The organism is Streptomyces sp. NBC_00273 (assembly GCF_036178145.1).
Taxonomy (GTDB): Bacteria; Actinomycetota; Actinomycetes; order Streptomycetales; family Streptomycetaceae; genus Streptomyces.
In genome coordinates, this window is sequence record NZ_CP108067.1 from 8,146,041 (window position 1) to 8,157,529 (window position 11,489).

Sequence of the window (11,489 nt, forward strand, 5' to 3'; positions counted from 1 at the left end):
CCCGCACGGCCCCGACGGGTCAGTTCGGGTTCTGCGGCTCGCGCGGAGCCTTGCAGCAGTCGCTGCTGCTGCTCGTCAGGCTGATGGTGGCGGCAGCACTGGGCGTGACGCGGGCCTCCATGTTCTGAAGCTTGAGGACGCTCATCCGGATCACCTCCTCGAAGGTCGGGTGCGCGGGTCGCGCGCTCATGCGGATTCTTGGCCGGCCGATCGACAGGTCCGACTCAACGCCATCCGCTCCAGACGCACATGGGCGGTGGCCCCGCATAATCTCCGCCCGCGCCCCCCACCGAAGTGCCGCCCGGCACGGGGCGGAATGGTGGTGGTCCGCACCCTCCGGCCGGCGGCACCCGGTGTGGTAGGGAAGGGCGATGTCAGAGGCGGTGTCTAGCCTCGGGGGCATGTCTGAGACCTCCACGGGTGCGCCCGACGACGTGAACGCCCCGCTCGACGATCCGCGGTGGACCGTGCAGTGGGCCGACGGCCCCGTACCGGACCAGCGGCGGCTGCGCCCCCTCATCGGCCACGGCGGCCCGGTGCGGGCGGTGGCCACCGCGCTCGTCGACGGCAGACCGGTCGCGGTCTCGGGCAGCCGGGACAACACCGTGCGCGTCTGGGACCTCGCGACGGGCGGGCAACTCCACGATCCGGTCACCGGCCGCACCGACCCGGTGTCCTCGATGACGGCCGAGGTGCTGTCCGTGGCCACGGCCGTCGCCGACGGCAGGCCCGTGGCCTTCAGCCTGCACGGCGACGACGCGGTCCTGGTGTGGGACCTGGCCACCGGCCGTGCGGCCGGGGAGTTCGTCAGGTTGGTGGAGAGCGCCGTCCTGGACGGGCGCCGGGTCCTCCTCACCCTCGGGGCCGACGGGACCCTGCACGTGGGGGACCTGCTCACCGGCCGCCGGGTCACCGCCTTCCCGTCGGCGGCCGGCCTCGCGACGCTGGACGGCCGCCGTGTCGTCCTCACCGTCGACGACGTCGACGTGGACCGGACGGTGCGCGTGTGGGACCTGGGCACCGGCGATCAGCTGGCCCGGTCGCTGGAGGTGGTGCGGACCGTCGAACTCGACGGACGCGTGCTCGCCGTCACCGCCCGGGAGCCGGGCCGGGAGCCGGACCAGGAGCCGGACCAGGAGCCGGGCCGGGAGGAGCAGCGGCTGTGGGACCTGGCAACCGGCGAGCCGGTGGAGACCGCCTCGGCCGACTTTGCCCTGCCCGGCGGCGCGGACCGGCCCGGCCTGACGACCGTGACGGTCGTGCACGGACGTGCCGTCGCCGTCGGCCTCGACGGCGAGGAGCCCCGCTTCATCGGCCCCCTGGCCCTCGCCCGCCAGAACGGCGCCCTGGTAGGGGCCCGGGCCCGGGAGACCGCGGTGCTGGACGGTCGCACCGTCGCCCTCACCATCGAAGCGGACGGGACCCAGCGCATCTGGGACCTGACGGACGACCGGCAGCGCGTGCACGGCATGCGGGTGATCGGCGCCCTCGCCGCCAGCGACACGGCGCCGTCCTTCCCGCCCGGCCCGGAGCAGGACGCCGACCTCTGGCACCGGATCTCCGGCCGTGGCAACGGCCCGTCCGACAGCGGCGATCCGGTCCTGCTCACCGTGGAACAGGACGACACGGTGGTGGTGCGGGACCGCGCCACCGGAAAGCCCGTGGGCCCGCCGCTCACCGGCCACACCGGCAAGGTCTGGGACGTGGCCACCGCCGTCGTGGACGGGCGGCCCGTCGCCGTCACGGCGGGCGCCGACCACACGCTCCGGACCTGGGACCTCACCCACACGTACGGCGCCGGTCCGGCCCGCACCGGCCACACCGGAACGGTTTCGGCGATCACCACGGCCGTTCTCGACGGGAGCCCGGTGGTCGTCACGGCAGCCGCCGACCGCACCCTGCGCGTCTGGGACCTGGCCACCGGCCGGCAGGTCGCGGACCCCGTGACCGGCCTGGAGGGCGAGGTGACCGCCATGGTCACGTCGGTGGTGGACGGACGGCAGGTGATCGTGACCGCGGGCTCCGGCGACATCCTGCACCTGCTGGATCCGGTGGGCGGGGAACACCTCGGCGAGCCCGTCGCCACCCACCAGGGCCGGGTGTTGGCCCTGGCGGCCGCGACCCTGGCCGGCCGGCCCGTCGTGGTCACCGCCGGCGCCGACCGCACCGCGGCGATCTGGGACCTCGCCGCCCGCCGCCCGGTCGGCGAACCGCTCAGCGGCCACACCAGTAGGGTGACCGCCGTCGCGACGGCGGAACTGGCGGGGCGGCCCGTCGCCGTCACCGGAAGCTGGGACAAGACCGTACGGCTGTGGGACCTCACCACCGGCCGGCCGATCGGGGAACCCCTGACCGGCCACACCGACTGGGTGACATCGGTGGCCACCACGCTGGTCGAGGGCAGGCCCGTCGCGGTCAGCAGGAGCCGGGACAAGACGGTGCGCGTGTGGGACCTGGCCACGATGCGGGAGACCGGCGCCCCCCTGACCGGCCAGACGGATCCGAACGGGCCCGTGGTCGTCACCTTCGGGGGAGCCCGGCCGGTGGTGGCCATCGGCCAGGGCCAGGCCGTGCGGTTCTGGGACCCCGCCGCGGAGCGAGAGGCGGGGAGCGAGTACGCGCTGCCGCTCCCGGCGGGTGCGCTCGCGCCCGCGCCGGGCGGACGGCTCGTGGTCGCCTTCGGCCCGGAGCTCACGGTGCTGTGCCCGGCGGCGGGTTGACTGAAATGGACCGTACCCCTCCGGTAGGTCGGGAAAATCTCAGGAGCAAGAGGCGGTGATCGGCCGTGCGGGCGGGAGGCGAGTGAACGGGCCCCTGTCGTACGGCGGTTCACCGATCCCCCCAGTACCGTGAGAGGCACCACGATGACCACACACCGCGTCAGGCGTTATGCGGCACGCGCGTTGACCATGGCGGTCGCGGCCTGCGCCGTCGCTGCGGCGACCACCCTTCCGGCATCCGCCGCCGACCAGCCGACCCGGCAGCAGCTCATGGCGGACTGCGCCTCGGGCGAAGGCAAGTGCACCTTCAACTCGCCCCAGCTCGGGGAGGCGTACCTGGGTGAGTTCCGCCAGGTGTCGAACTCGCTGTTCAACTGCAGTACGTCCGATGCCACCCAGTCGATGACCTGGGACGACACGGTGGGCTCCACCGACTCGTTGGGCGTCTCCGTCACGGCGGGAGGCAAGATAGCGGGCATCGTTGACCTGAGCGTAACCGCGAGTTACAGCCATAGTTGGTCGAGCAGTCACTCGGAGAGCAGCTCGCTCAACATGACGGTGAAGCCCGGCGAGGTCGGATGGATCTCGCGCGCCCAGGTGATGCAGAAGGTCTCCGGTACCTGGCAGACCCACTACGACAGCCCCAAGTGGAGCCACTACTACTGGTTCTTCCAGGACACGATCACCAGCCCGGCCAAGAACGGCACGGACGGCAAGAGCAACGCGGTGGTGGTCAAGAGCCGCAAGATGACGGCCGCGGAGAAGCGCTCCTGCGCCGCCGACGGCCACCAGGGCCAAGCGTTCGTCGCGTCCCGCTGAACCCTCCCGGCCCCGCCACGCTTCCCGGGGCGGGGCCGGACGGCGGGGGCCGCCCTCGGTTCGGGGGCGGCCCCCGCGGGCATGCTGACGGGGTCGTCGGGCGTGGGGGGCCGGTCCGGTGACACCACAGCTTCCGTCTTCGACCGGCGGGCCGGGCCGCCCCCGTCCGTCCGCGAGAGCGAGGGGCTCCATGCCCGACGGGAAGACGAAGGCCGACGACGTACCCGACCCGGCCCTGGCAGCCTTCGAGCTCAGCGCCCGGCTGGTGCTCGCCGGTCGGTACGAGGAGGCCCTGACGGCGACCGACGAGGCCGCGCGGCTCTACCGGGAACGGATCACCGACCCCCGGACCGGCCCGCTCGAAACCTTGGGCGCCGCCGCCTCGCGCGCCTACGTCCTGGTGTTCCGCTGCGAGGCGCTGTCGAAGCTCGGGCGGTGGGAGGAGTGCCTGCGCACCGCCTCCGAGGCCGTGGCCCTGAGCCGCTCGCAGCAGGCAGACGCGCCCTTCGCCGCGCCGCTCGGCGCCACCCTGATGGGCCTCGCCACCGCTCTGTGGGGGCTCGGCCGCCCGCAGGAGGCCCTCGCGATGGCCCGGGAGGCCGTCGGCCTCTACCGCAGGCTCGCCCGTGTGGACGCCGCGTACCGCCCGCAGCTCGCCAACGCACTCAACCTGCTCGGCGTGGTGCTGTCCCGCCTGGGGCGGCACGCCGAGGCGCTGAAGGTCACCAAGGAGTCCGTCGTGCTGTACCGGCGGCTGACCTCGGCGGACCCGGCCGCCCACACCCTCGGGCTCGCCCAGGCGGTGAACAACCTGGCCCGTCGCAGGTCGGTGCGCAACCACAGGCGCCGGGCGCTGCGGAGCGCCCAGGAGGCGGTGACCCTCTACCGGCAGCTGGCGCGGGAGAACCCCGCGGTCCACCGGCGGGACGTCGCGATGGCGCTCGGCAACCTCGCCCGGGCCCACTCCAGCCGAGAGGCGTCGCTGGCCGCCGCGCAGGAGTCGGTCGCCATCCTGCGGGACCTGGACCAGGGCGATCCGCGTGTCCACGGCGCGCTCTTTGCCGACGCGCTCTCCCTGCTCGCGGCGGCCCTGGCCGACCTGGGACGGCTCCGGGAGGCGGCCGAGGCCACCACGCAGGCGCTGGCGATGATGCGGGAGCAGGCCGCGATCAACCCCGTGGCCCGGCGGGGCGACCTCGCCCTGGCACTGGCGTTCCACGCCCGGGTGCGGGCCGAGGCCGGGACCGACCTCGCCGAGGGGCTGGCGGCCGCCACGGAGGCGGTCGGCCTCATGCGCGAGCTCGCGGCGGAGCTCCCGCAGATGTACGCGTCCTCCCTGGCGGAGGTCCGCGCCCTGGAAGACCGCCTGCGGGCGCTGGCCCCCTAGGCCCTGTCGTCAATGTCCCGTCGGGCCCGCGACGCCCGGCACCGCACCTGGCCGCGTTGTCGGGGCACCCGAGTACGTCCAGTACACGGGCGCCCCTCCGCCTTGCCATGCACGGCACCGGACGCCGCGGGCTCGGCCGACGCCACTTTGACGACAGGACCTAGGCGCAGCCGGGCAGCCGCCCGGCCGAGGGGGCTTTTAGGTGAAGTTCATGAGGGTGTCAAGTCCCGAGTTTCCGGAACATGACCCGGATGTGGCCCCCGGGGCTTACTTGTGGTGCGGGCCTCACCGGAAACAAAACGAGGCAGACGAAAGAAAAGGAATACCTCTTCCTTCGTCGACATCACCGCAGCGTCCCGGAAATCCGGGTACGTCATACACCCCTCTTGAATCTGTAGGAGAAAGTCATGAACCGCAAGATGCACACCAACAACGTTGTCCGTCCCACCCGCCGCGGTTTCCGCGTAGCCACTCTGGTCGCTGCGGCCGCTGTGGTCACAGGAGGAGTCGTGCTCCCGGCGTCCATGGCCTCGGCCGCTCCGGTGGCCACCCACGTCGCTACGGCCCTGCCGAACGCCGGGGGCGCCGGAGGTGACGGTGGCAAGGGCGGTACCGGCGGTCTCGTCGGTGGCGCCGGTGGTGCCGGTGGCTCCGGTGGCGGCAGCGTCACGGGCACGGGTGGCAAGGGTGGCAACGGTGGTACCGGTGGGGACGGCTTCCTGCTCGGTGGCGCCGGTGGCGGTGGCGGCGGTGGCGGCGAAGGCCGCATCGGTGGCGCCGGTGGTAACGGTGGCGACGGCGGCTTCGGCGTCCTCCAGGGCGGCAACGCCGGTGGCGGCGGCGGGGGCGGCGACGGCTTCGTCAAGGGCGGCAAGGGCGGCAACGGCGGCAACGGCGGCTTCAGCTTCTTCAACGGAGGCAACGGCGGCAAGGCCGGCGACGGCGGCTTCGGTGGCCTGATCGGTGGCGAGGGTGGCGACGGCGGCGCCGGTGGCGGCAGCCTCTTCTGACCCTCACCGCAGTACCCGCTCAACGGGGTGGAGGCCTCCGGGCCTCCACCCCCACCCCCCCCACACCCCCTCGTCGGTATGTGCCGAAACGGAGAAACCCCTCATGTTCACGAAGTCCTGGCAGCGTCCGATCATCCTGGTCACGGCCTCTCTGGCCCTCGTCACCGGTACGGCGTGCGCCGCACAGGCGTCGCAGTCCCACACCCCCACGAACATCAGCGCCTCGGCCCCGGCCGACCAGCCGGAACACTGCGTCGGCTTCGGCGCCGGCGGCAAGGGCGGAGAGGGCGGCAAGGGCGGCCGGGGCGGCGAGCCCGGTCAGCCGGGTGAGCCCGGCCAGCCCGGCGGGGTCGGCTGCTTCACGTTCGAGGACCTGCCCGACAAGCCGAAGGCGGATCTGACGGTGGTCGACAAGGTGCGCATCGTGCTCATCGTGCTGGCGGCCGACGACGCGGACGAGACCACGAAGAAGATCGCTGAGAAGTACAAGATCTCGGAGAAGCAGATCGACACCTGGAAGAAGTACTACGTCGACGGCGACTGGTTCGCCCTGATGGGAGACGACGTCCGCTCGTGAAGCCCCCGGCGTCCCGGCCCGCAACGGGCCGGGACGCCGGAAAACCTCGGGGAAAGAACGGCCGGACACCGATCGGGCCCATTCGACAGGAACGCGGGAAAGCGGGAAATCAGGACTCCGCAGCCGCGTCACGGAAAGCAATTTCCAGGCAAGGGAGATTCTCATGCGTACGCGATCCACGAAGTTTCGGCTCGGTCTCATCATTTCGGCGACCCTGATCGGCGCGGGTGCCATGGCGCCGGTCGCCACGGCGGCCCCGGCGCCGACCGCTCGGACGGTCACCGCGTTCGCCGACGGCGACGCACATCCGGGCGGGGGCCGGTTCGACGGCCGGGCGGTCCTCGACGGGGTCAAGGTGGACAAGGGCAGCGTCCGCGTCGGCGACCGGGTCTGTGCGGGCAGCTGCGAAGGATCGGTGAACGGCACCCAGGGCGGCAAGGGCGGCATCTGCGCCGGTCTGTGCAACGGCAGCGCCAACGGCGGCACCGGCGTTACGGGCGTGCCGGGCGGCACCGGCGGCACCGGCGGCAAGGGCGGCATCTGCGCCGGGACGTGCAACGGCAGCGCCAACGGCGGCACCGGCGGCACCGGTGGGGTCGCACTGCCCGGCGGTGACGGCGGCAAGGGCGGCACCGGCGGAGACGGCGGCCTCTGCTTCGGCATCGGCTGCGGGACCACCGGCGGCTTCGGTGGCAACGGCGGCGCCGGCGGCAGCGACGACGACTGACCGCCACGGACCGCGGCGCGCACCGGGACCGGTTCCCTTCGGGGACCGGTCCCGGTGCGCGTCCGTGTGCGCGCGTCCGCATGCGTGTCCGTCCCGCCCGTGCCGCTCGACGGGGCAGCGTGCGGGTGGGGCGCTCGATAGACTTCCAGGTATGGAAGAGCGGCCTGCCGCGTCCGGCGGCGCCACCCGGTGGGATGAGGGGGGCGCCCGATGAGCGAGGCATCCAACCTCAGCGTGTACGCGGGCCGTGCCTCGGGCCTCATCGGCAAGCAGATCGCGGGCTACCGGGTGGAGCGCATGATCGGCCGCGGTGGCATGGCCGTCGTCTACTGCGCGAAGGACCTGCGCCTGGACCGTACGGTCGCGCTCAAACTCATCGCCCCCGAGCGGGCCCGGGACGAGACCTTCCGACGCCGCTTCACGCACGAATCACGGGTGGCCGCATCCATCGACCACCCGCACATCGTGCCCATCTTCGAAGCCGGCGAGACCGACGGCGTCCTCTACATCGCCATGCGCTACGTCTCCGGCCTGGACTTGCGCGCGCTGCTGGACCGCGAGGGCCCGCTGCCCGTGGCCACCGCCCTGCGCATCGCCGCCCAAGTGGCATCGGCGCTCGACGCGGCCCATGACCACGATCTCGTGCACCGGGACGTCAAGCCCGGCAACATCCTGGTCGCCGCGGGCACCGACAGCGAGCACCCCGAGCACATCTACCTCACGGACTTCGGGCTGACGAAGAAGGCGCTGGCGCTGACCGGGTTCACCACGGACGGCGAGTTCGTCGGGACGCTCGACTACATGGCGCCGGAACAGATCTCCGGCAGGCCGGTGGACGGCAGGTGCGACCTCTACAGCCTGGCGTGCGTCGTCTACGAAACCCTCGCCGGCGGGCCGCCCTTCCAGCGCGAGGAGGACGCGGCGCTGCTGTGGGCGCACCAGTACGACCCCCCGCCCCCACTGACGGATAGGCGGCCGGGAATCGCTCCCGCCGCCGCCGACGTACTGACCAAGGCCCTGTCGAAGGTCCCCGAGGACCGCTACGGGTCCTGCCTCGAATTCGTGGCCGCGCTGCGCGTCGCCACGGGAGGCGGCACCGGCCGTTCCGCCGATCCGCCGTCGCGGGAGGATTCCCGTCCCCCCGGTGTCGGTGTCCCGGGGGACTCCGCGCCCCCGCGGGAGCCCCCGGTCTGGGCCCGGCCGGTCTTCTACGGCCGGCCCGACGGCACCTGAGCATGCAGGAGGGCTGTCCCGTCCGTGCCGGGCGGGACAGCCCTCCTGAGTACGTCGTTCCTGCGCGAAGGCCTCGGCCGTCACAGCCCCATCGAGATGGCCAGGCGGGTCATCTCGGCCGTGGTGCTGATGTTCAGCTTGGCGCGGATGCGGCGCAGGTAGGCGTCGACCGTGTGCTTGGAGAGCCCCATCTGGCGAGCCGTCTGCAGGTAGGTGCAGCCTGCGGCGATGTGTCGCAGTGCCTCCTGCTCGCGCGGGGCGAGGGTGGGGGCGGTGGCTTCGGTCTGCGGGGCGACGAGGGTGAGGCTCATGATTTCCTCCGACGGATCGGTCTGGATCATCACTGCTCACGTCCTCGGAAGCAGGGGACGTATACCTGAATGTCGGTGTTTGTCCCTGATAAAGAGCTTGTCGGCGGGACTTCATGGAGCTGTCCGTCGACTGTCACAGGCGCGTCACAGGGGACATTTCCGTGCATACCGCCCAGCCCTGTATGCGTCCTCAGTACTCGGAGAGGGACTGCTCGGCCCAGATGGTCTTTCCGATGGCCGCGTGCCGGGTGCCCCAGCGCTGGGCGAGCTGGGCGACCAGCAGCAGGCCCCGCCCGCCCTCGTCGAAGGTCCGGGCCCGCCGCATGTGCGGGGCGGTACTGCTCGCGTCGGAGACCTCGCAGATCAGGGTGCTGTTCTTCTCGTGGATCAGCCGCAGCTGGATGGGCGGCTGGCCGTACCTGATCGCATTGGTCACCAGCTCGCTGACCAGGAGCTCGGTGACGAAGGCGGCCTCCTCCAGCCCCCAGGCCGTCAGCTGGTCGGTGGCCTGGCGCCGGGCCGTTGCGACCACGGAGGGGTCGGAGGGCAGGTCCCAGACGACGACCTGGTCGGCGTGCAGGCTCCGGGTCCGGGCGACGAGCAGGGCCACGTCGTCGTCGGGGCGGTGCGTCAGCATGGCCGTCAGTACGCGGTCGCACACCGCGTCCAGCGTGTCCGCGGGCCGCACGAGGGCTGCGAACATGCTGTCCAGCGCCTCGTCGATGTCGTGGTCGCGGGCCTGCAACAGGCCGTCGGTGTAGAGGGCGAGGATGCTGCCCTCGGGCAGCTCGACCTCGAGCGTCTCGAAGGGCAGGCCGCCCAGGCCCAACGGGGGACCGGCGGGGACGTCCAGGAGGTACACGGAGCCCTCGGGGGAGACCACGGCGGGCGGCGGGTGGCCGGCCCGGGCGACCGTGCAGCGGCGGATGACCGGGTCGTAGACCACGTAGAGGCAGGTGGTGCCGATGCCCCCGGCCGCCTCCCCGCCGGACTCCTGGTCGCCCTCGTCGGCGGACAGGTGGATGACGAGGTCGTCGAGGTGGGTGAGCAGCTCGTCGGGCCCCAGGTCGACATCGGCCAGGGTGCGTACGGCGGTGCGCAGCCGCCCCATCGTGGCGGTGGCCCGGATGCCGTGGCCGACGACGTCCCCCACGACCAGCGCCACCCGGGCGCCCGACAGCGGGATCACGTCGAACCAGTCGCCGCCCACACCGGCCTCGCCGGCCGCGGGCAGGTACCGGGAGGCGATCTCCAACGCGGCCTGATCGGGCAGCGTGTGCGGGAGCAGGCTGCGCTGCAGCGTCATGGTCGTCGTGTGCTCCCGGCCGGACCGGTACGCGTTGCGGATCCCGGCCGCCGCCCGGGCCGTGAGCTCCCCGGCCACCCGCAGGTCCTCCGGCTGGAAGGGCTCGAGGCGCCGGTGGCGGCTGAAGACGGCCACACCGAGCGTGCCCCCGCCGGCCCGCATCGGCACCACCATGATCGAGTGGGCCCCGTACTCACCGATCCAGGCGGCTCCGGGGTCCTGGGCCGCCCAGCGGACGAGGTCCGGGTCCGCGGCCCCGTACACGACGCCGTGGCCCGCGACCAGGGCCTCGACGGGCGGCGACAGCGGCGGATAGCTGGTCGTGTCCCCGACGGCGACCATGGACTCGGGGGTTCCGTCGAGGACCGACCGCGCCGCGGCACGGCACACGGTGACCGGCCCGTCAGCCTGGACCGAGGACGGCTCGTCGCCGCGCGGGAGCGGTTCCAGCAGGTCCACGACCGCGAAATCGGCGAACCGGGGGACGGCGGCGTCGGCCAGCTCGTGCGCCGTGCGGACGCTGTCCAGCGTGGTTCCGATGGGCGCGGCGGCGACCTCTTCCGTCAGGAGCATCTGGTGCTGGACGCCCTCCACCCCGCTCCGGTCGTGCGCGGCCAGACATACGGCGTGCACCCGGCCGTCCTGGTCCCGCAACGGCGCCAGCGAGGTGGCCCAACCGTGCTCCGCGCCGGTGCCCGTCGGGTGGACGAAGGCCTCCATGTACTGCGGTTCACCGGAGTCCAACGCCAGGCGCATCCGGCGCTCGGTCTCGTCGCTCACGGGATCCGGCGCGATCTCCGGCAGCCGTAGCCCCCGCATCTCGGCCTCCGTGAGGGAGAGCGTGCGCTCCATGCCGGTGTTCGCCCGTACCAGGCGCAGGTCCGAGTCGAAGATCGCCAGGAAGCAGGGGGACTGGGTGAACGCCCATTCCTTCACCGGTTCGTCCCAGGGAGAGCGGGTTGCGCCCCCGACGGCGGACACCACGAACCACTTGACGGTCCCGCCGCTGGACGTCCAGCGGTGCGCGAGCAGTGCCACCTCCATGCGGTGACCGTCCCGGTGGCGCAGCGCCACCGTGCCGCTCCACCGCTCCTGCTCGGACGGCACCCGCCGCGCCGCGTCACCGAGGACATCGGCGAGCCGGTGGGCGGCGGGCAGCCCCACGACCTCGGACGGGACGTAGCCGAGCAGCCGGGTCGCGCCCTCGCTCCACTCGGTGACGATGCCCTGCTCGTTGATCGTCGCCGAGGCCGTGTAGGCCGACTCGAGGGAGGCGCCCGTCTCCTCGGGCCGCTCACCAGGAGAGGTGGGAACTCGCTCCATCGCCACTCATCTCGCCCTCGCTCGTTCCGCTGCCGCCGCCCCACGGGGACGTGCACGGCCAGGCGCTCCTCTGACC

Annotated in this window: 10 protein-coding genes; 7 read left to right on the top strand and 3 right to left on the bottom strand. The window is 72.9% G+C overall.

From position 1 onward, the window contains the following. Window positions 1-19: 19 nt before the first annotated feature. On the bottom strand, window positions 20-190 hold the full coding sequence (locus tag OG386_RS36470) for a class III lanthipeptide (RefSeq protein ID WP_328791638.1): 171 nt from the start codon (window positions 188-190) through the stop codon (window positions 20-22). A gap of 211 nt (window positions 191-401) precedes the next feature. Here OG386_RS36470 and OG386_RS36475 point away from each other — a divergent pair, with 211 nt between their 5' ends. The 7 genes from OG386_RS36475 to OG386_RS36505 all read left to right on the top strand — a co-directional run bounded on the left by OG386_RS36475 (window position 402) and on the right by OG386_RS36505 (window position 8,473). Then, a complete protein-coding gene (locus OG386_RS36475) occupies window positions 402-2,720 on the top strand; it encodes a WD40 repeat domain-containing protein (protein WP_328791639.1) in 2,319 nt (772 codons plus the stop codon). 144 nt (window positions 2,721-2,864) lie between these two features. Then, entirely contained in the window at window positions 2,865-3,539 is a 675-nt protein-coding gene (locus OG386_RS36480) for a hypothetical protein (RefSeq protein WP_328791640.1), read from the top strand. A 190-nt stretch (window positions 3,540-3,729) separates the two neighbouring features. Beyond that, window positions 3,730-4,926, top strand: a complete 1,197-nt coding sequence (locus OG386_RS36485) for a tetratricopeptide repeat protein (protein ID WP_328791641.1) — start codon at window positions 3,730-3,732, stop codon at window positions 4,924-4,926. A gap of 407 nt (window positions 4,927-5,333) precedes the next feature. Next, complete coding sequence (locus OG386_RS36490; RefSeq protein ID WP_328791642.1) at window positions 5,334-5,936, top strand: hypothetical protein; 603 nt, start codon at window positions 5,334-5,336, stop codon at window positions 5,934-5,936. A gap of 103 nt (window positions 5,937-6,039) precedes the next feature. Continuing rightward, entirely contained in the window at window positions 6,040-6,513 is a 474-nt protein-coding gene (locus OG386_RS36495) for a hypothetical protein (protein WP_328791643.1), read from the top strand. A gap of 163 nt (window positions 6,514-6,676) precedes the next feature. Continuing rightward, entirely contained in the window at window positions 6,677-7,240 is a 564-nt protein-coding gene (locus OG386_RS36500; protein WP_328791644.1) for a hypothetical protein, read from the top strand. Window positions 7,241-7,450: 210 nt separating this feature from the next. Further along, complete coding sequence (locus OG386_RS36505) at window positions 7,451-8,473, top strand: serine/threonine-protein kinase (protein WP_328791645.1); 1,023 nt, start codon at window positions 7,451-7,453, stop codon at window positions 8,471-8,473. Between the two features lie 80 nt (window positions 8,474-8,553). On the opposite strand, the gene OG386_RS36510 is transcribed toward OG386_RS36505, so the two are convergent. Both OG386_RS36510 and OG386_RS36515 read right to left on the bottom strand, forming a co-directional pair. Next, window positions 8,554-8,814 carry a response regulator transcription factor gene (locus OG386_RS36510; protein ID WP_328791646.1) on the bottom strand — a complete coding sequence of 87 codons (261 nt, stop codon included), beginning with the start codon at window positions 8,812-8,814 and terminating at the stop codon, window positions 8,554-8,556. Window positions 8,815-8,974: 160 nt separating this feature from the next. Continuing rightward, a complete protein-coding gene (locus OG386_RS36515; protein ID WP_328791647.1) occupies window positions 8,975-11,413 on the bottom strand; it encodes a SpoIIE family protein phosphatase in 2,439 nt (812 codons plus the stop codon). Window positions 11,414-11,489: the final 76 nt, after the last annotated feature.

Excerpts from the sequence above, each read along its gene's own strand:
- OG386_RS36515 (WP_328791647.1), bottom strand. The coding sequence starts at position 11,413 with ATGGAGCGAGTTCCCACCTCTCCTGGTGAGCGGCCCGAGGAGACGGGC.
- OG386_RS36470 (WP_328791638.1), bottom strand. The coding sequence starts at position 190 with ATGAGCGCGCGACCCGCGCACCCGACCTTCGAGGAGGTGATCCGGATG.
- OG386_RS36495 (WP_328791643.1), top strand. The coding sequence starts at position 6,040 with ATGTTCACGAAGTCCTGGCAGCGTCCGATCATCCTGGTCACGGCCTCT.
- OG386_RS36510 (WP_328791646.1), bottom strand. The coding sequence starts at position 8,814 with ATGATCCAGACCGATCCGTCGGAGGAAATCATGAGCCTCACCCTCGTC.
- OG386_RS36490 (WP_328791642.1), top strand. The coding sequence starts at position 5,334 with ATGAACCGCAAGATGCACACCAACAACGTTGTCCGTCCCACCCGCCGC.
- OG386_RS36485 (WP_328791641.1), top strand. The coding sequence starts at position 3,730 with ATGCCCGACGGGAAGACGAAGGCCGACGACGTACCCGACCCGGCCCTG.
- OG386_RS36505 (WP_328791645.1), top strand. The coding sequence starts at position 7,451 with ATGAGCGAGGCATCCAACCTCAGCGTGTACGCGGGCCGTGCCTCGGGC.
- OG386_RS36500 (WP_328791644.1), top strand. The coding sequence starts at position 6,677 with ATGCGTACGCGATCCACGAAGTTTCGGCTCGGTCTCATCATTTCGGCG.
- OG386_RS36480 (WP_328791640.1), top strand. The coding sequence starts at position 2,865 with ATGACCACACACCGCGTCAGGCGTTATGCGGCACGCGCGTTGACCATG.
- OG386_RS36475 (WP_328791639.1), top strand. The coding sequence starts at position 402 with ATGTCTGAGACCTCCACGGGTGCGCCCGACGACGTGAACGCCCCGCTC.